This window comes from Mogibacterium diversum (assembly GCF_938028775.1).
GTDB classification, from domain to species: Bacteria; Bacillota; Clostridia; order Peptostreptococcales; family Anaerovoracaceae; genus Mogibacterium; species Mogibacterium diversum_A.
Genome location: NZ_CALIZG010000022.1, coordinates 67,165 through 86,966 on the forward strand (window position 1 = coordinate 67,165; position 19,802 = coordinate 86,966).

14 protein-coding genes are annotated in these 19,802 nt (G+C 41.8%); 11 read left to right on the forward strand and 3 right to left on the reverse strand.

All coding sequences use genetic code 11. The annotated features are described in order from the left end of the window. Positions 1-290: 290 nt before the first annotated feature. Together Q7O90_RS05895 and Q7O90_RS05900 are read right to left on the reverse strand one after the other, a co-directional pair. The gene (locus Q7O90_RS05895; protein WP_304128568.1) at positions 291-788 is read right to left on the reverse strand and encodes a hypothetical protein; all 498 of its coding nucleotides are present in this window, start codon (positions 786-788) and stop codon (positions 291-293) included. Positions 789-859: 71 nt separating this feature from the next. Continuing rightward, a complete protein-coding gene (locus tag Q7O90_RS05900) occupies positions 860-1,480 on the reverse strand; it encodes a TetR/AcrR family transcriptional regulator (RefSeq protein ID WP_304128569.1) in 621 nt (206 codons plus the stop codon). Positions 1,481-1,739: 259 nt separating this feature from the next. Here Q7O90_RS05900 and Q7O90_RS05905 point away from each other — a divergent pair, with 259 nt between their 5' ends. Both Q7O90_RS05905 and Q7O90_RS05910 read left to right on the forward strand, forming a co-directional pair. Beyond that, entirely contained in the window at positions 1,740-3,872 is a 2,133-nt protein-coding gene (locus Q7O90_RS05905; RefSeq protein WP_304128571.1) for an efflux RND transporter permease subunit, read from the forward strand. A gap of 11 nt (positions 3,873-3,883) precedes the next feature. Continuing rightward, complete coding sequence (locus Q7O90_RS05910; protein WP_304128572.1) at positions 3,884-5,998, forward strand: hypothetical protein; 2,115 nt, start codon at positions 3,884-3,886, stop codon at positions 5,996-5,998. A gap of 92 nt (positions 5,999-6,090) precedes the next feature. Here Q7O90_RS05910 and Q7O90_RS05915 read toward each other — a convergent pair whose 3' ends face one another. Next, positions 6,091-6,990: a YitT family protein gene (locus Q7O90_RS05915; RefSeq protein WP_304128574.1), complete on the reverse strand. Its 900-nt coding sequence runs from the start codon at positions 6,988-6,990 to the stop codon at positions 6,091-6,093. A gap of 403 nt (positions 6,991-7,393) precedes the next feature. Between Q7O90_RS05915 and ndk the strand changes: the two genes are divergently transcribed. From ndk to Q7O90_RS05960, 9 genes are all read left to right on the forward strand, one after another. Then, the gene (gene ndk, locus Q7O90_RS05920; protein WP_330667062.1) at positions 7,394-7,798 is read left to right on the forward strand and encodes a nucleoside-diphosphate kinase; all 405 of its coding nucleotides are present in this window, start codon (positions 7,394-7,396) and stop codon (positions 7,796-7,798) included. 43 nt (positions 7,799-7,841) lie between these two features. Continuing rightward, positions 7,842-8,756 carry a LysR family transcriptional regulator gene (locus Q7O90_RS05925; protein ID WP_304128576.1) on the forward strand — a complete coding sequence of 305 codons (915 nt, stop codon included), beginning with the start codon at positions 7,842-7,844 and terminating at the stop codon, positions 8,754-8,756. Between the two features lie 202 nt (positions 8,757-8,958). Then, a complete protein-coding gene (locus tag Q7O90_RS05930) occupies positions 8,959-10,263 on the forward strand; it encodes an O-acetylhomoserine aminocarboxypropyltransferase/cysteine synthase family protein (protein WP_304128578.1) in 1,305 nt (434 codons plus the stop codon). A gap of 552 nt (positions 10,264-10,815) precedes the next feature. Further along, positions 10,816-11,232: a hypothetical protein gene (locus Q7O90_RS05935; RefSeq protein ID WP_304128580.1), complete on the forward strand. Its 417-nt coding sequence runs from the start codon at positions 10,816-10,818 to the stop codon at positions 11,230-11,232. A 213-nt stretch (positions 11,233-11,445) separates the two neighbouring features. Then, complete coding sequence (locus tag Q7O90_RS05940; RefSeq protein WP_304128582.1) at positions 11,446-13,155, forward strand: CHAP domain-containing protein; 1,710 nt, start codon at positions 11,446-11,448, stop codon at positions 13,153-13,155. Between the two features lie 248 nt (positions 13,156-13,403). Then, positions 13,404-15,179: a phosphotransferase gene (locus Q7O90_RS05945; RefSeq protein WP_304128583.1), complete on the forward strand. Its 1,776-nt coding sequence runs from the start codon at positions 13,404-13,406 to the stop codon at positions 15,177-15,179. Between the two features lie 32 nt (positions 15,180-15,211). Continuing rightward, on the forward strand, positions 15,212-16,822 hold the full coding sequence (locus Q7O90_RS05950) for a BCCT family transporter (RefSeq protein ID WP_304128584.1): 1,611 nt from the start codon (positions 15,212-15,214) through the stop codon (positions 16,820-16,822). After that, a complete protein-coding gene (locus tag Q7O90_RS05955) occupies positions 16,815-17,678 on the forward strand; it encodes an NTP transferase domain-containing protein (protein WP_304128586.1) in 864 nt (287 codons plus the stop codon). The genes Q7O90_RS05950 and Q7O90_RS05955 overlap by 8 nt, the downstream gene beginning before the upstream one ends. 206 nt (positions 17,679-17,884) lie before the next feature. Continuing rightward, entirely contained in the window at positions 17,885-19,756 is a 1,872-nt protein-coding gene (locus Q7O90_RS05960) for a polysaccharide biosynthesis protein (protein WP_304128588.1), read from the forward strand. Positions 19,757-19,802: the final 46 nt, after the last annotated feature.

Below are 19,802 nucleotides of genomic sequence, written 5' to 3' on the forward strand. Positions count from 1 at the left end.
TTCAATGAGGTTTGTTATTCTAATACAAACTTTCCTTCTTTTATTGAATACACACACACTACAGGAAAGGGATGCGTAAGCGTCCTTTTTCTGTTTTTTGTCTATTTTATTTATCATAGTACATAAAGGGCTATCATTGATTGGATGACCACAGTCAAGCAAGGGACATTGCCATTAGTTGCGTTAGCTTCATTATTGATAAAATGCAAGTAAGCACATAGTATTATAACTCACACTATACAAAGAGCTGGCAGCCCTAGCTGCCAGCTCTTTACGTTTATAAATATGCTTTATATGCTATCCGAGTACCAGATTGCTTCATCTGCAAAACCATAATATTTTTCATCTACTAACCATCTTTTATTTATCCATCTAACGATAAATTTGTGCTTCATGTCAGTAGCCCCGCTAAAGTGGATGATAATAATCGCCATATCTGGTTGCTGCATAGTAAATTCCAATGAGAAGTCTTTGCTATTCGTATAAAAATACTCGCTCGGATTACTGTAATGAGTTGCATATCCTTTTGACATTAGATTTTCACTCACTTTTCCTTTTGCAATCTCCTCATAGCGGCTTTCATATTCTGCCATAAGCCCAATCCATTTCGGATGATTTTGGTTGGCAGGAATATTCAATATTAATTTTTCAGCATCTAGTTCACTATTTCTCTTAAAAACTTCTTCTTCAAGTGAATTGAGTTCCTGCAATAGTTCAAGTAATGGCAGTACTATTTCATCCGCCATTATTTTATATTTATCAGGGGTGTTTTTTATTTTGATATTCATTTTTATCTACAACGTATCTCCGTCTACATCTTAAATTCCAGCTGCCATACCATCTGTCAACTGTTATCTAACTAACCATTAATCGCATCCTCAATTATCAGCCTTATGGTTCTAAATAAATAAGGCTTGTAGTCACTGTAAGTTACAGGTTCGCCCATGAGAATAACATTGTGGCATGTTGAATTAATTAGCTCAACAATCGTAAATATCATGAGTTCAGGATTATCAATTGGAATCTGCTCTTTTTCGATAATATTCATAAAAAAAGTCTTGAAGTCGAGTACTTCATCATCCTCATGTTTAATGCTCTTCGATCCGCTCAGTAGCCCCCAGCTCAGGTGCTTCGATATAAACTGTAGCAGCGCAATATCCTTTGAGAGTTTGGTTATCAAGCAATCAGTAGCATATAGTACCTTGTCAGCGAGATTCATTACATCTCCGGTTTCCTCTATGTGCCTTTCTAATGATTCAACTGCACTTAGGAGCAGTTCAGATGACTTTCTAGCGATTAACACATCTCTAACATCTTCTTTGCTATCAAAATATAGATAGAACGTGCCTTTTCCGACGCCTGCCTTTAGTGCGATACCTAGTATAGTCGTCCTTGCAAATCCAAGTGTCGTAAATAGTTCATATGCCGCGTCAAGAATATCGGTGCGTTTTTTCTCTTTATTAAGCACTCTTTTAGTCATAGATGCTCCTCCAAAATTTTATTCACTAAATTATATATAACATGCAGTGTAGATTTTTACAATGATACAGCAATAAATGACTTGCAGTCAATATATTAATTATTCAGTAATTCAACTCGTATAACACTTATAAACCTTGATAAATAACTATTTTATTGAGTCTAAAAACTTCAACTAACTTTTAATTAAATTAAAAGTTGACTATTGGTCAGAAAGATGATATATTGATTTCCGTCAAATACGCAAGGAGGGAAAACCGATGAATCTAGGGGCTAAAGTCGTAAAGCACAGACACATAATTTTCATTGTATCTTTGCTACTGCTCATACCATCACTTATAGGGTATAAGGTGACGAGGATAAACTACGACATGCTTACATACCTTCCATCTACTATGGATACGATGAAAGGTCAGAATGTTTTAATGAAGGAATTTGGCAAAGGCGGATTCTCGATAGTAGTGCTTGAAAACATGAAGAGTGATGATGTCACTCAGTTAAAAGCAGACTACAGCAGAATCGATGGAGTCGAAGAGGTTTTAAATCTCGAGGATGTATTAGATCCAACAGTTCCGAAGTCTATGCTGCCAGACAAGGTGGCGCAGAATTTATCAAATAAAGATGCGAGCATGATGGTCGTATTCTTCAGCAACTCAACATCCGACGATAAGACGCTCAAGGCTGTTGAACAGATGAGAAAAGTCAGTGATAAGCACGCATATATATCTGGCTTATCACCTCTGGTAGAAGATCTAAAGAATATTTGCGAACAGGAAGAGGTCAAGTATGTTACAGTAGCTGTTTTGCTATCGCTACTCGCAATGATGCTACTCCTCGACTCATATATAGCACCGGTATTATTCATGGTGAGCATTGGCATGGCTATTTTATATAACATGGGCTCTAATATATTCCTCGGTGAGATTTCTTATATAACCAAGGCAATAGCTGCAGTTCTGCAGCTTGGTGTAACCATGGACTACTCCATATTCCTGTGGCATAGCTATATGGAGAAACTCGATTCAGGTCTCAAGGAAGATGACGCTATGGCAGAGGCCATCGATGCTACACTCGTTTCTGTAACTGGTAGTTCAGCTACAACAATTGCAGGATTCCTAGCACTTTGTTTCATGACGTACACGATGGGACGAGATCTCGGAATTGTTATGGCAAAAGGCGTTGTATTTGGAGTAATAGCAAGTGTAACTATACTGCCTGTACTTTTACTAAGGTTCAATAAGCTCGTACAGAAGACAAGGCACAGATCATTAATCCCAGATATGACGAAGATGGCACACGGACTAACTGGTAGATATGGAATCTATATCGCGATATTCTGCGTGCTGATTGGACCAGCAATCTACGGATACAATCATCAGAATATCGTGTATGACTTCACCAAGATGCTATCTAGTGGACAAAACAGTTTGCCTGCGGAGAAGATGCAGTTCTTGACGGCTAATAACAAGCTAAGTGAGGATTTTGGGATAAATACTTCTTATATTGTGATGGCTGACTCGAAGCTTTCTACATTAAAAGGCAGGGAGATGAGTGATGAGATCAAGAAGGTTGATGGCGTTGAAAGCGTGCTAGGGATTGATTCGGTCGTAGGGACTTCAATTCCGAGGAGCATGATTCCGTCTTCAATTAAAAGTGGCCTGATGTCAGATAAACATCAGATGATAGTAATAAATTCGAAGTATAAGGTATCGACAAACGCTTGTAATAGACAAATAGATAAAGTCAAAGCGATTGTGCATAAATACGACAAGTCAGCGACCGTAATCGGAGAAGCACCGGCAACGAAGGATTTAATAAAACTTACAGATAAGGACTTTAAAGTTGTAAATTGGATATCGATAGGGCTTGTATTTTTGATAATCCTAGTCGTGCTAAAATCTGTGTCGCTGCCGTTCATACTCGTAATAGCGATAGAGTTCGCAATATACGTCAATATGGGGATTTCGGGCTTCACAGGACTTGAACTTCCGTTCATAGTTCCAGTCTGCATCAGTACTATTCAGCTTGGGTCGACGGTTGATTATGCGATATTGATGTCGACAAGATATAAGACTGAGAGAATGCTAGGGCTTGACAAGCGCGATGCGGTCAGCACAGCTGCAGCAGCTTCGATACCATCGATTATAGTAAGTGCACTCGGATTCTTCACAGCGACAATCGGAGTGGCAATATACTCAAATATAGGCATCATTAGCACCCTATGCACGATGATGGCACGTGGAGCGATCATAAGTATGCTAACTGTAATCCTTATACTGCCTTCGTTCCTGATGGCATTCGACAACTTGATTTGTCATACCACAGGCGGACTAAGGGATGTATACGAACACAAGCGGAACAAGGGTGCAAACGCTAAAAGTAGCGCAATATAGGAGGCATTGAGATGAAAAGGATAAAAAATAACAGGAATATTAAGAGAGGAGTAGCCACACTTGCTCTTTGCGTGACAGTCGGAACGATGTATATGATAAATCCTGTTACTGTAGGAGCAGCTAACAAGAGACCTGTAGATGTGACTAAGTCAACCAGTACCGAGAAAGCCGTGGAGGCATCATATCCTAGCCTTGGCAGGGGAAATATTTCCCAAAAGGATAAGAACGAGACAACCTATACTTCGATGGATGCAGACGGCAATGTGCTCGAATCTATAGTTACTGAACAGCTTGCAAATAATAGTAAGCACGACACTATCAGCGACTACTCGACCTTGAAGAATATCGAGAATACCTCAGGCCATGAGAAGTTTTCGAAGAATGGCAATAATATCGTGTGGAATGCTAAGGGAAAGTCAATTAAATATAAGGGCACTCCAACCACGGGCTTACCGTTCAATGTCAAGATCACTTACTATCTGAATGGCAAGAAGATGTCTGCAAAGGATATCGCCGGAAAGGCTGGTAACGTGACGATTAGATTTGACTACACCATAAACCAGACAGATATTGTGAATGGAAAGCTGATTAAGCATCCATATACAGTTGCAAGCGGGCTTGTGCTCAATGATGATAACTTCAGTGATATAACAGTTTCTAACGGCAAAGCGATAGATGACGGCAACAAGACCGTTGTTATGGGAATTGCTTTTCCAGAGATGAATGAGAATCTTGGAATAAGTCGTTCTAAATTAGATATTCCGAATAGTGTCGTTATAAATGCATACACTGAGAAATTCGAAATAGATGGAACATATACGGCAGCGATGTCTGGAATAGCAAATGATTTTGACGGAAATCTAGGAAGTGTGAAGGGAAAGGCCGCAAAGCTCGAAAATTCGCTTAAGAAGCTAGGACAGGCATCTGACAAGCTAGAGCAGGGAAGCAAGGAGCTTAAGGCAGGTGCAGATGAATTAGCTAGTGGCACTAAGAGTCTTAAGTCTGGAAGTAGCGAAGTGCTAAGTGGAGCGACTTCACTAAACAGTGGCTTGCAGCAGCTAACTGCCAATAGCGCATCGCTTAGAAATGGTGCTGCGCAGGTTGAGAAACAGATCTTTGCAAATGCCACAACTCAGCTACAAGATCAGTTAGGTGACGATACAATAGTTCTGTCTCCTTCGACGTATGCGAAGGTGCTTGCAGGAATCTCCGATGGAGCTATGGCAAAGGCAGAGGGGAAGATGAGAGCAGCTTTATCTGCAGCAGGTGTATCTGATGCAAGCACACAGAACAACATCATTTCCCTAGCGTATAACAAGATGATGGCGGATGGAAAATCCGAAGCTACTGCAGCAGAGGTTGCGCAATATATACAGCAGGCAGGGATAACTGCTAAGGAAGCGCAGAAGGCAGCAGGATACATAAGTCAATATAAGAGCACTGCGGTAACAGCTCTGAAAGCTGCCGGGTACACAGATGAACAGCTCGCTTCAGTAGCTGGTCAGCAAGCAGTAATGCTAACATCTGTAGAGATGGGACTGACGGGAGGCAGTACAAACCTAGCGACGCTTCAGGCACAGCAGACTAATGCAACTAAGCTGCTAACATCAGCTAAAGAGTACGAGATTGCTAGCCAAGGTGCAAGTGACAATGTAAAAAAGCTATCAGCAATTGCTGTGGGCAAAGATGTTCCTGCAAAGCTGAAGTCGCTCAAGGAGCAGCTGGATTCGCTAGAGATGTTTATCGCTGGTGTTAAGCAGTACACCGCAGGTGTAGATGCTGCAGCAGCAGGAAGCAGTAAACTAGTATCTGGTCTAGAGCAACTGAATAACGGAATCACAAAGCTAGATGCGGGCTCAAATAAGCTCGATTCGGGAGCAACACAGCTAGCATCAGGAATGACTCAGCTTAATGAGCAAGGTATCCAGAAATTTATAAGTACTCTCAGTAAAGCAGATATAGGAAAAATTACCAGCAGACTAGAAGCGACAATAGCAGCTTCAAAGCGCGAAGTGTTTGTAGGTGGCAAGGAAGGCAGTATGACTGGTGAGAGTAGATTAATCTTCAAGAGTGGTGAAGTTAAGGCTTCAAAGGAGAACAAAAACCCTAGTAAGCACAAAAAATAAAAGAAATCCGACAATAGTTCTAACCAAACGGAAAGCGGCTAAGGTGTTAAAAGACCTTAGCCGCTTTTCATATGCTGTAAACTCAAATTTATCTATTTCTGCTCTAGATACCTCTTCTCACGGCTGAAGCCCCTGCCGTGAACACTACCAACCTTGCTAAGTATGATAAATGCATCTGGGTCGAGGTCATGAACGAGTTTCTCAACCTTATATAGCTCTCTCGAGGATATAATAGTCATCACGATATCAGTCTCTCTACCGAGATAACCAGTCTTGCCATGAAGCAGGGTTGCGCTTCGGTCGATGTCGTGAAGAATAGCATTGGTAATCTCTTCAGAAGCCTTAGTTACGATTTCAAGTTTAGTCTTAGCTGCTCCGATAGCGAGGAGTCTATCCAAAGTAATCGTGTACACGAGTACGAGCACGATTCCGTACAAGCTGGTGCGCTTTGGAGAGAACATCATCTGTCCAATCAAGATTATAAAGTCAAATACGTATAGGCTGACGGAAACAGGCACCTTGAAATATTTATTGAGTACGAGTGGTGGAATATCCATACCGCCAGTGCTAGCACCAATCCTGATAATGATCGCAAGTGATGTACCGATGCAAAGTCCTCCGAATAGCGCCGAAAGGAACATATCGTTGGTGAGTACGAAGCTGCCAACGAGCTTCTGCAAAAATCCGAGGATAGTCGGGAATGCGAATGTGCTTATCATCGTGGTGAGTGCGAACTCTTTGCCGAGCAGCCCAAAACCTATGACAAACATGACTGCGTTGAACATTCCGACGAACAGAGAAATGGTTATGCCAAAATGGTGATTCATTATAATTGCAATACCCGTAGTTCCGCCGGTGATGAGACCTGTCGGGAGTATGAAGAATGCCACACCGATGGCGTAAATGAGGTTCCCGAATATGACAGTTAGTGCATTTCTCAGGAACTGCTTACTAAATATGTAGCTAGAAAAGCTGGAATTAGTGTCTTTCATTGTCTTTCTCCTTTTATTATCATCAAAGACTTTACATGTAGATAGCAACCATGTCAACAGCATGAAATGGATTGAGAGAAATTAAATCAAAAACAAAATGAACCGCTGCTTGGCGTCAGCGGTTCATTTCTACTACGAAATTATTTAATTAAGAAAGAACAATCAAAAGAAAATGTTTTATGCACTTAATTCCTTTTGCACCATTATACTAACATTCGATTATGACGGTTCTGTAATGGTTTGCTATTGTGTTGGTGTATCGTATATATCAATAAGTACAAAATCCATGATAAAATGTGAACGGGAAGTCGGGAAACTACGTGAAATGACCATATGGATATGGTATAACCTATAGAAGAGTATTTGAGAGAATTCAAATAAAGTATTTAAAAGGAGAAGAACTATGGGTATTGAAAAGACATACATTATGCTTAAGCCTGACTGCGTTAAGAGAGGACTCATGGGAGAGGTCATATCTAGAATTGAGAGAAAGGGCTACAAGATTGTCGATGCGAAGATGATGAATCTCGATGAGACAATCCTAAATGAGCACTATGCGCACCTCGCTGATAAGCCTTTCTTCCCAGAAATCGTATCATTTATGACATCTGGTCCAGTTCTTGGCATGATTGTTGAAGGCGAGAATGCAGTTCAGGGAATGAGAATCATCATGGGCGCTACTAAGTTCGAAGAAGCTACAGCTGGGACTATTCGCGGCGATTTCGCACACAGCACTAGCGAGAACTTGATTCATGGATCTGATTCCCTAGAGAATGCAGAGATAGAGATTAAGCGTTTCTTCGGCTAAGTTCATCAACAAGGCTTAAGATTCATCGAAAGAGGCTCGGTACATGACGTTAAACCAACTACTTTATATTATTACAATAGCTGACGAGGGGTCGCTCAATAAAGCGGCGGAGAAGCTCTACATGACCCAGCCATCGCTTACCAGTTCTTTGCGAGAGGTTGAGTCTGAGCTTGGCGTGACCATTTTCCGCAGAACTGGAAGAGGTGTCACGGTTACCAACGATGGGGCAGAGTTTCTTCAAAATGCAAGACATCTGTATAGCCAGTATGAATCGCTGATGGGCAAGTATTCGGATGAAGGCGGACTTAAAACGAAGTTCGGAGTTTCGACACAGCACTACTCGTTTGCGATAAAGGCTTTTGTAGAGATGGTAAAGAAATTCGACATGAATGAGTATGATTTTGCTATCCGGGAGACCAAGACACAAGAGGTAATCGATGATGTCGTGTCTCTAAAAAGCGAACTTGGTATAATCTACCTGAGTGATTTCAATCGCCAGGCTATCTCCAAGGTGCTCAGACAGAACGACCTTGAGTTCGTGCCGCTAATTGACTGCAACGCATATGCTTACGTTTGGAAAAATCATCCGCTGGCAAATCGCGAGAGTGTTAGCTTCGATGACCTTGCGGATTATCCGAATATGACTTTTGATCAAGGAGATAATTCGACACTTTACTTTGCGGAGGAGCTTTTCGCAGATATCAATCATCACCATATGATCAAGGTAAACGATAGAGCGACTATGCTTAATCTGATGCAGGGATTATTCGGTTACACAGTGTGCTCTGGCATCATCTGTGAGGAGCTTAACGGCGACGACTGCAACATGGTGCCAATTAAAGATGAACGCGTGGATACTGAAGGAGCTATGCAAATCGGATATATAATGAAGAAGAATTCCATCCTGAGCAAGATGGCGGAGCTATATATAAAAGAGATGAAAGCATATCTGAGCTAAGCTCAATATAAAGTAAGGCGAGAATATATAATATAATCATAAGAGGGAGCTATAGAATAGAACTATAGCTCCCTCTTATTTTTTTGAATTAGACGGATGCATATCTATATCATATAATTCAACCATAGCAAAACAGATGCGGCTTACAGGGAGGCCGCAGATAACATAAAATTAAAATGAAACACAGAAAGGGGATATACAGATGAGCGATATTAGAGATTCAAAGAATTGGGGATTTAACACTAAGCAGGTACAGGCAGGACAGGAGCATGCAGATCCAGCGACTGGCGCTAGATGCGTGCCTATCTACCAGTCGGCTTCATACGCATTCGACAGTGCGGATTCAGCAGAGGCAAGATTTGCTCTAAGGGAAGCTGGTTCCATATATTCAAGACTTGGAAATCCTACTAACGATGTACTCGAAGCAAGAGTTGCAGCACTTGAGGGTGGATCGGCAGCGCTAGCGGTTGCTTCTGGAACAGCTGCAATCGTATATGCAATTCAGGCAGTAGCGCAGCACGGCGAGCACATCGTGGCGGTGAGAACACTTTATGGCGGTTCATACAACTTGTTTGCAAATACCCTTCCGCTAGTTTCGGGAGTTACGACAACATTCGTTGAGTCAGATGATTATGAGGGCTGGGAAGCAGCTATTCAGGACAACACTAAGGCTCTTTACATCGAAATCGTTGGAAATCCAAACTCAAACGTTACAGATATTGAGCGCATCGCAGAAATCGCACATAGACATGGACTTCCGCTAATCGTTGACTCAACATTTACACCACCATACTTGATCAAGCCATTTGAGCACGGCGCAGATGTGGTTATCCACTCAGCGACAAAGTTTTTCGGTGGTCACGGTTCAACAATCGGTGGATTAATCGTAGATGGTGGAAAATTCGACTGGAGTGCATCTGGTAAATACCCATGGATTGCTGAGCCAAATCCATCGTATCACGGACTAAACTTCTATGAAGCTGTTGGTCCTGCTGCATTTGCGGTATACTGCAGAGCTATACTGCTTAGAGACGGTGGGGCATCACTTTCAGCCTTTGACGCCTTCCTCCTCCTTCAGGGTATAGAGACGCTGTCGCTCAGAGTTGAGCGCCATGTAAGCAATGCTCTTGAGATAGTAGAGTACCTCGACAAGCATCCGCAGGTTGAGAGAGTTAACCATCCATCGCTGCCTAGTGAGCCATCACATGAGATTTATAAGAAGTACTTCCCAAAGGGCGCAGGTTCGATTTTCACATTCGACCTAAAGGGAGGCAGAGATGATGCGAAGAAGTTCATCGACAATCTGCCTATCTTCTCAGACCTTGCAAATGTAGCTGACGTAAAGTCGCTTGTAATTCACCCAGCGAGCACAACTCATTCGCAGCTGAGCGAGGAAGAGCTATACGCACAGGGTATTACCCCTTCAACAATCAGATTATCCATCGGAATTGAGGATGTAGAGGATCTGAAGGCAGCGCTAGATGTGGCTTTTGAAGCAATCAAGTAAACTGAACATCTTGACTACATAAGTAAATCAAGCATATCGACATACCTTACAAGTGTATAAGGATCAACCCACAAATGTACACTTGGGGAAACCGACATAACATAACATATACTAAACCGACATAATATAAGGTATATGCAGGAGCAGGACGAAGGTCCTGCTTTTGTGCTTTATTAATGGGATAGCATCAAGACCATAAACGGAGATAAAAGAAATGCCATTGCTACTCTGATTAATCAAAGAATAATTGGTATGCTTGCCTCGAATATTGAATTAATAAGGAGATATTTCTATAATATCTATAATTAAATAGCAGATTTGATATCTTATATGTCTTATATGTCTTTGCTTTTCGCAATTAAGAATCAGAAAGATAAAAGTAATGAGAGAAGCAAGAGAAATAATACGAGAAATACAAGAAACGAGAGAAAAGGAATCGAAATGATTTATTTAAACGAAAATGCCGTAAAATATATCAATAATATGGGGTTCTCGGACATTGTCATCGACGTGATTAAATTTACAAGCTGATGTGCTCCTCCTAAGATGGAGATGTCAGTAGGTTTTGCTGACAAGGGTAAGGATGCAAATTATTACATCGAGCGGGGATACCGTGTGGAAGAAAGTGAACTCGGCAAGGTTTATTATCCGAAGCGAAGCGCTGTTAAGATTGGTAAAATAGGCATTAGATACGAAGAGAAGCCATGGCTCAGCAGCTTTGAGATAGACGGTCTAAGGCCGGCAAAGCCGCGGGGGAAGAATTACAGCCGAAGCATGCAGCTCATATTACAATATGCGAGGGCGTTTGACGTGATAAGGCGCAAGGACGTGATAGACCTTTGCAAGCTCACTCCTTCGCAGTCAAGCAAACTGCTCGGCCGAATCGTAGATGGTGGATACCTTGAGGCGCAGGGCGCAGGAAGAGCTACTCGCTATGTGCTGACTGAAGAGGGAAAGAAGTATAGGTGATGCCTTCGTCAGAGACGATTCTCCGAGTGCACTTGAGAGATAACAACATAAAAATTTTAAACTTAAGAGCAGGGCAAAAGTCCTGCTTTTGTGATTTGCGAATATGTAGAACATAATGGGTGAAGTAGCGCACAGCTTGATTTGGTAAGAAAAATATTATATAGTATAGAGAATTTACGGTGTTTATTCAATTTATGTAAAGGAGGGCGATAAATGTCAAGAAGAGCTAAGAATTTAGCTGACTCGAATAAACATTGGTGTCATAAAGCATTATCTTTCTTATGTATGTCAATGCTCGTTTTTAGTTTTTGCATTGTAGGAAATGCCTCAACTGAAGTAACGTCTAGCAGTGAGTCTATAGCGAATGGAACAGCTGCTGAGTCCAGACAAAGTGAAACAGGAACACAAGCGAATCAGAGTAATTCATCATCGCAAGCAACCGATAGTGGAACAAGCGCAAAGGCACTTGACGATAATCGCGAGACAAGGGCGGCAGCTTCTGCGTCAAGTAACAGGATTGCAGATGCACCATCTGTTTCAGGAACTTGGAAGCGAGAAGCTGGTGGATGGAGATTCTACAATAATTCTGGCGTAATGCAGAAGGGCTTCTGTTACATTAGTGGTAAGAAGTATTACTTCGGACCAAGCGACGGGGTTATGAAAACTGGCTGGCAGAAGATTGGTAGATATTATTACTATTTGGGCTCTGCTGGCGATGGTTCGGTAAAGACAGGCTGGCAGAACATAGATGGTTCATGGTATTACTTCCAGGTTAATGGAGTAATGTCATATGGAATGGTAGATGTAGGATCTTCAGTATACTACTTCGGCTCTTCCAGCGATGGAGCTATGAAAACTGGCTGGCAGGTGATATATGATCTTTACTACTACTTTGGTGGCGCCAATGACGGAGCTATGAAAACAGGTTGGCAGCAGATAGGTGGTTCCTGGTACTGTTTCGATAGTACTGGATATATGTATTCTGGTAGACAGTCTATAAGCGGTAAGAATTACTACCTTGGTTCGGCGGGCGATGGCTCGATGAAGACAGGTTGGCAGAAGGTCGATAATGACTGGATGTGCTTAAATGGTGCAGGAGATGGCTCTGCGAAGACCGGCTGGAATTCAATCGGCGGATATTGGTACTACTTCGATAGTTACGGCATCATGAAGACGGGCTTGCAGACTATAGCAGGCAGTCTATACTATCTCGGTGGTTCTAGTGACGGCTCGATGAAGACAGGCTGGCAGAAGGTCAATGGCAATTGGTACTATTTAAATGGATCTGGTGCCGCACTTACAGGCTGGCAGCAGATTGGTGGTTCTTGGTACTACTTTGAAAATGACCATGTTCTCGTAAGTGATACGGTTAAACAGATAGCTGGACGCACTTACGTGTTCAATGCGGATGGCGTCATGATGACGAAGTCATTCTATTTTAAAGGGAAAAAGTACCTTGCGGATGCATCCGGCGCTGTTATAAGTGAGGGTTCAAATAGTAGCGTTATCGATTACGGCAAGAGGTTCCTTGGAGAGAATGGTAATAGATTCAACGATTGGTACTATAATGGAAACACTGCTTATCGTACATGGTCTTGGTGCAACACCTTTGTGTCGTATGTAATGTATCAATGCGGAGTTAACTTTAAGAAGAATGCTTATGTGCCTTACTCAGAGGAGTGGATGCATAAAAACTACAAATGGGTTGACTTCAAGGATGCAAAAGCTGGTGATGTAATCGTTTTCTGCTGGACAGGAGAGGGAAATAACAGTGGACGCGGAAATAGAGATCACATTGGCTTCCTCATTTCTAGGAATGCAGATGGTACATTCACAACACTTGAGGGAAATACGAATAACGGCGTTGTTGCAATTAGGACCAGGTATTCAAAGAATATCAGAAATATCTTTAGCCCAAGATAATGCTTATATCAAAAACATCAATGCGGCGAGTCGGGTAACGACAAGCTTATAGCGAACATAAATACTAGGCAGAAGCACTATGTGCAGCCTAGTATTTTTTGTGCAGAAGAAACGAAGAGAGGTAGACGCCATCTTGAATTGTGTTCATTAAAAGTAAACGTTGCATGTTCATGAAAATAGTGATATTGTATATATCGAACAAAGTAAGTTGTTAGCAAATTAATACATGATAAGTAGTGGGATGCGATATGAATACTAAACTATCTACTATTGAACTAGATGTTCTAAAGACCTTGAATAGTCAGGAGGGTGTGACTCAGAGAGAAATATCTGAGATGAACGGCGCGTCGCTCGGAAGTGTGAACGGTGCGATTGTTAAGCTCAGAGAGCTCGGGTATATAAGCAATGAGAATGCACTTACAGACGAAGCGAAGGAACTGCTTAAAGGGACTAAGCCGCAAAATGCGGTTATATTAGCGGCTGGATTTGGCATGAGAATGGTTCCGATTAATACCGTCTATCCGAAAGCCATGCTAAAGGTTCATGGGGAAGTTCTGATAGAACGTTTAATAAGGCAACTGCATGAGGCCGGAATCACCAAGATTGATGTCGTGGTTGGATTCATGAAAGAGAGCTTCGAATATCTCATAGACGAGTATGGTGTAAACCTGATTACTAACAGAGATTACGCAAGCAAGGAAAACCTCCACTCGCTTAAGCTTGCAAGTGCTCAGCTTGGTAATACGTATGTGATTCCATCAGACATTTGGTTTAGAGAGAACCCATTTGCAGAGTGCGAACCATACTCATGGTATATGGTAGCTGAGAGTAAGAATGCGCATAGCAGTGTTAAGCTGAACAGAAATAAAGAGCTCATAGACATCGGGAATTCTACGAATAAGAAGCTCAAGATGATGGGGGTTGCATATATAAGCAATAGAGATGCAGATGAAGTGAGAATAAGGATTGCGAAATTTAGCAATCAAGATGATTGCTACTGGGAAGATGCGCTATACACAGAATCGAGACCTCGCAAGATGATGCTGCTTGCCAAGAAAGTACCTGAAAATTTCGCTGTGGGAATCAATACGTATGATCAGTTATGCGCTTTTGACTCGGGTTCAGAGAGCCTGCAGTCTGACGCAATAGATATACTAGCTAAAGTATTCGACGTCGATACGAGCGAAATTACGAACATAGAGGTGCTTAAGAAAGGGATGACAAATAGATCATTCTTGTTCAGGTGTAAGGGCGAAAAGTATATCATGAGAATCCCTGGAGAAGGCACCGAACGGCTGATCAACAGGGAACACGAATACCAGGTATATGAAGCTATAAAAGATAAGGGGATTAGCGATGACATCATCTACTTCGATGTAAAAAATGGGTATAAAGTGACGAAATTCCTCGAAAATACGCGAAATTGCGACCCATATGATTGGGAAGAAGTCGCAAAGTGCATGAAAGTTCTAAGGAAGTTCCATTGTTTGGACTTAAAAGTCGAACACGACTTCGATATATTTGGTGAAATCGAATTATATGAAAAGCTTTGGGGTGAAAATAAATCGATTTACAGAGATTATGCGAAGACAAAACAGAAGATCTATAAACTCAAGCAATTTATCGATTCGTTAAATCCTCATAGGTGCCTAGCGCATATCGATGCGGTTCCAGATAACTTCTTGTTCTGTAATCATGGAGGCGGAGAGGACGACATTCGAATTATCGACTGGGAATATGCTGGAATGCAGGATCCTCACGTAGATTTGGCGATGTTTTCTTTATACAGCATGTATTCGAAGGATGGAATTGACAAATTAAATAATATCTACTTTGACGGGGCATGCAATGACGAGAATAGGGCGAAGATATATGCATATATCTCAATTTGTGGGCTACTATGGTCAAATTGGTGTGAGTATAAGAGACAGCTTGGAGTAGAATTTGGGGAATATTCCCTAAAACAATACAGATATGCCAAGGAATACTACAAATACGCATCAGAATTGATAGAATCTCTGTAAATTTTACAGTACAAAGAAAGGAAAATTCCGATATGAATGATAAAAAAAGCGTTTCAGCTACGCGCAAGCAAATTGATTGGGTGATCACATTAGTACCCTTAGCGATAATTTGTGGTATGAGTGTACTTTTCTTTGCTTTTCCAAACAAATCTAAATCCGTGCTGACGAGCATTCGATATGTCCTCGGAGATAGATTTGGGTCATACTATTTAATCATCGGAGTTCTAATACTCTCAATTTCTATTTACATGGCATTTTCGAAATATGGAGATATCGTCCTAGGTGGGCAAGACGAGAAGCCAAAATACAGTTTCTTCACCTGGGGTGCGATGATGTTCACATGCGGGCTTGCCGCAGACATACTATTTTATTCATTTGCCGAATGGGTGCTCTATGCAACAGATCCACATGTAAAAAGCCTTGGAACAATTCAGGAGTGGGCGGGTGTGTTTCCGCTGTTTCACTGGAGCCTCATACCATGGGCGTTTTACCTTGTGCTAGCGGTTTCCTTTGGTTTCATGCTTCATGTTAGAAACAGAGACAAGCAGAAATTCTCAGAGGCCTGCAGGCCTGTGCTAGGCAGACACACGGATGGAATCCTTGGCAGGCTTATAGACCTACTTGCGGTATTTGCACTGATTGCCGGAACAGCTACAACATTCAGCGTTGCAACACCGCTTATGGCTAGCATTATCAAAATCGTATTCCACGTAGAGCTTAGCCGCATCACGCTTTCAATAATAATTCTGCTGATAACATGTGCGATTTACACATACTCGCTTTTGCATGGTTTCAAGGGCATCAGCATCCTGGCAAAAATATGCATTTACCTATTCTTTGGGCTACTCGCTTACGTGCTATTCGTCGGGGGTAAGACAGGATATATTATCGATACTGGTATAGAGTCCATAGGCAGAATGCTTCAGCACTTTATCGAGTTATCTACATTTACGGATCCAGAGAGAAAGACATTATTCCCGCAGAATTACACAATTTATTACTGGGCATACTGGATGGTTTGGTGTGTAGCAGCTCCATTCTTCATAGGCACGATTTCACGCGGCAGAACCGTAAGACAGACTATCGTTGGAGGGTATGGATTTGGAGCAGGCTCGACGATTATAAGCTTTATAATTCTTGGGAATTACTCGCTTGGCAAAGAACTAGTCGACGGCATTCCTCTAATAAAATCGTACACAGAGAACGGTGATATGTATGGACTCATTATTAATATCGTGAGGACACTTCCTTGCTCGACGATGGTTCTGATTGTACTGATACTAACAATGGTTGCATTCTATGCGACTTCGTTCGATTCCATCGCTTACATCGCTTCCTGCTATAGCTACAGGAGGCTCAAGGATGGAGAGGCTCCAAACCGAATGATTCAGCTGATGTGGTGCTTGCTGTTGATTGTCCTACCAATTGCACTGCTCTTCTCTGAAAGCTCTATGAGCAATATTCAATCGGTCAGCATAATTGCGGCCTTTCCTATCGCAGCGGTGATTACGCTAATCGCTATTAGCTTCCTAAAGGATGCGGGGGAATTCATGAAGGGTTTAAGAGGCGGTATACCTAGAGGCAGTACACAAGAAGAGGAAGCGGAGAGAAGTGCTAGACATGAGGAGTCAGAAAATGATTAAGGCTGATAATGCGGTTATACTAGCTGCAGGTGCATCTAGCAGATTCGCCCCTCTTTCATACGAGAGACATAAAGCTCTAATCGAAGTTAAGGGAGAAGTGCTTATCGAGCGTCAGATAAGGCAGCTTAGAGAGGCTGGAGTCAAAGATATATATGTAGTTACTGGTTACAAAAGTGAACAGTTCTCATACCTTGTAGAGAAACTGGGTGTGAAGCTTGTGCACAACAGCGAGTATGCGATTCGCAACAACCACTCGAGTATTCACGTGGTTAGGGACGTGCTCAGCAACTCTTATATATGTTCTGCAGATAACTATTTTGCAGAAAATCCTTTTAATGCTTATGAGGAAGGTGCTTTTTACAGCGGAATCTACTCTGAAGGATATACCAAGGAGTGGTGCATGGAGACTGATGATGAGGGATATGTAATTGACGTTTTGATCGGAGGAAGTGATGCTTGGTATATGCTAGGGCATGTGTTTTGGGATGAAAAATTCAGCAAGCGTTTCACCGAAATTCTTGAGCAGAGCTACGATGCTCCGGATACTGTCGATAAACTCTGGGAAGACATATATATCGAACACATACACGAGCTTAAGATGAAATTAAAAAAATATGATGCTGATTATATTTTTGAATTCGATACTCTTGATGAACTCCGGGAGTTTGATGAATCGTATGTTAGAGATACGCGCTCGTCGATCCTCAAAGATATAGCAGAGAGGCTTGGTGTGAATGAAGCTGAACTTAAGGATTTTCAAGCAGTTAAGGCTGTAGATAATCGTGCTACCGGCTTTAAGTTCGTTTGCAAAGGCAAAGTCTACACTTACGAATACGGTTCAGATAAATTCATATAGATAACTTGTTTAGTGATAGCAAGTGTGGAATTAATGTGAAATAATTTAAAAATAAGGGTTGTTTATCGCAATTTGCTAGCTTTTTATAGGTCATGCGTTTTGACTAATTCGCTCATAATAGGTATAATATTATGATAAATTTCGCGTGGTATGCGAAAAATTAAAGACTAATATACATGATGACTTCAAAGAAAGCAGGCATGATTATGGATATTAACAGCAAACTGAATTTTGATAAAGCGTCTCTGATTAAGACATGCTTACTTATAATATGCGATTTAGTGGCGATCGAGGTTGCCTCGTTTCTAGCGCTCTTTATAAGATTTGATTTCTCGCTTGATGAGCCTATGGGCTCGTACTGGGAGATGTTTAAGGGTCATCAGTTTATCGTGATGGTCCTAGGAATTGTCATATTCGCAGTTTGCCACATGTACTCAAGCCTTTGGTCGTATGTAGGCATACGAGATATGCTTAACGTGCTCGTAGCCACAGTCCTGTATACGCTAATGGTCACAACTATATTTGCTTTCTTTGAACAGCAGAACTACGGGATGCCGAGAAGCTTTTATTTGCTTTCCGGTGGATTTTTATTTGCGATAACTTTTTTCGTCAGATTCATTGCTAGGGCAGCGAGAGAGCTTAAGGGCTTTGGAAATAGTCGCGGACAGGCAAAGAGGGCGATGATTATAGGTGCAGGTGCTGCAGGAGCAGGACTTATAAAGGAGATAAAGGCAAATCCGAGCCTGAGAAAGAAGATAATCTGTCTTGTTGATGATGACGAGTCCAAGATTGGCAAGAGAATGAATGGAGTTCGTATCGCTGGCACTACGAAGGATATCGAGGCACTTGCACAGAGGTATTCCATCAATCAGATTCTCCTTGCGATGCCGTCCGCATCCGGTGAAGAGAAAAAGAGAATTCTGGATATATGCAAGCAGACGGGCTGTGAGATGATGATCGTTCCGGGAATATACCAGATTATTCGCGGGGATGTTAGTGTATCGCAGTTGAAGCATGTGGATGTAAATGATTTGCTTGGCAGAGATCCTATCGAAGTCGATATCGATGGAATCATGGAGTATGTGTCTGACAAAGTCGTTATGGTCACAGGTGCAGGTGGATCGATAGGAAGCGAGCTCTGCCGCCAGATTGCTAGTCACAATCCTAAGCAATTAGTTATGTTGGACATCTATGAAAATACAACGTATGAGATACAGAATGAGCTTAAGAGAGAATTTCCTGAGCTCAATCTTGTTGTGCTTATAGCGTCTGTAAGAAATACTAAGAGAATTGACAAAATCTTTGAGATGTACAGACCGGAAATTGTATACCATGCGGCCGCACATAAGCATGTACCGCTTATGGAAGCCAGCCCTAATGAGGCGATTAAGAACAATGTATTAGGCACATGGAAACTCGTTCAGGCTTCGGATAAGTGGAAGGTTAAGAAGTTTGTGCTCATCTCCACAGATAAAGCAGTAAACCCAACTAATATCATGGGAGCATCTAAGAGGCTGTGTGAGATGATCATTCAGACTTACAACAACAGATCTAAAACTGAGTTCGTAGCAGTTAGATTTGGAAATGTACTTGGAAGTCATGGAAGCGTTATTCCATTATTTAGAAGACAAATCGCAGAAGGTGGACCAGTTACAGTTACACATCCAGATATCATCAGATACTTTATGACGATTCCAGAAGCTGTTTCGCTAGTGCTCCAAGCAGGGGCCTTTGCAAAGGGTGGAGAGATCTTTGTGCTGGATATGGGAAAGCCTGTCAAGATTGATGACCTCGCAAGGAACCTTATTCTGCTGTCAGGACTTAAGCCAGGAATCGATATCGAGATTAAGTATGTAGGATTAAGACCTGGAGAAAAGCTATTCGAAGAACTTTTAATGGATGAAGAGGGACTTCAGGATACAGCAAATAAGATGATCCACATAGGACATCCAATCAATATCGATGAAGAGAAATTCATCGAGGAGCTTAACGAGCTTAAGGACTATGTAGAGGGCGAGCCTGATGATATCAAGCGGTATATCAAAAACATAGTCCCAACATACACACCAAAAAACTAAGGTGTATAATTACATGATTGTAAAAAATGCTAGGAGGCATATCACA

Excerpts from the sequence above, each read along its gene's own strand:
- Q7O90_RS05895 (WP_304128568.1), bottom strand. The coding sequence starts at position 788 with ATGAATATCAAAATAAAAAACACCCCTGATAAATATAAAATAATGGCG.
- Q7O90_RS05900 (WP_304128569.1), bottom strand. The coding sequence starts at position 1,480 with ATGACTAAAAGAGTGCTTAATAAAGAGAAAAAACGCACCGATATTCTT.
- Q7O90_RS05905 (WP_304128571.1), top strand. The coding sequence starts at position 1,740 with ATGAATCTAGGGGCTAAAGTCGTAAAGCACAGACACATAATTTTCATT.
- Q7O90_RS05910 (WP_304128572.1), top strand. The coding sequence starts at position 3,884 with ATGAAAAGGATAAAAAATAACAGGAATATTAAGAGAGGAGTAGCCACA.
- Q7O90_RS05915 (WP_304128574.1), bottom strand. The coding sequence starts at position 6,990 with ATGAAAGACACTAATTCCAGCTTTTCTAGCTACATATTTAGTAAGCAG.
- ndk (WP_330667062.1), top strand. The coding sequence starts at position 7,394 with ATGGGTATTGAAAAGACATACATTATGCTTAAGCCTGACTGCGTTAAG.
- Q7O90_RS05925 (WP_304128576.1), top strand. The coding sequence starts at position 7,842 with ATGACGTTAAACCAACTACTTTATATTATTACAATAGCTGACGAGGGG.
- Q7O90_RS05930 (WP_304128578.1), top strand. The coding sequence starts at position 8,959 with ATGAGCGATATTAGAGATTCAAAGAATTGGGGATTTAACACTAAGCAG.
- Q7O90_RS05935 (WP_304128580.1), top strand. The coding sequence starts at position 10,816 with ATGTCAGTAGGTTTTGCTGACAAGGGTAAGGATGCAAATTATTACATC.
- Q7O90_RS05940 (WP_304128582.1), top strand. The coding sequence starts at position 11,446 with ATGTCAAGAAGAGCTAAGAATTTAGCTGACTCGAATAAACATTGGTGT.
- Q7O90_RS05945 (WP_304128583.1), top strand. The coding sequence starts at position 13,404 with ATGAATACTAAACTATCTACTATTGAACTAGATGTTCTAAAGACCTTG.
- Q7O90_RS05950 (WP_304128584.1), top strand. The coding sequence starts at position 15,212 with ATGAATGATAAAAAAAGCGTTTCAGCTACGCGCAAGCAAATTGATTGG.
- Q7O90_RS05955 (WP_304128586.1), top strand. The coding sequence starts at position 16,815 with ATGATTAAGGCTGATAATGCGGTTATACTAGCTGCAGGTGCATCTAGC.
- Q7O90_RS05960 (WP_304128588.1), top strand. The coding sequence starts at position 17,885 with ATGGATATTAACAGCAAACTGAATTTTGATAAAGCGTCTCTGATTAAG.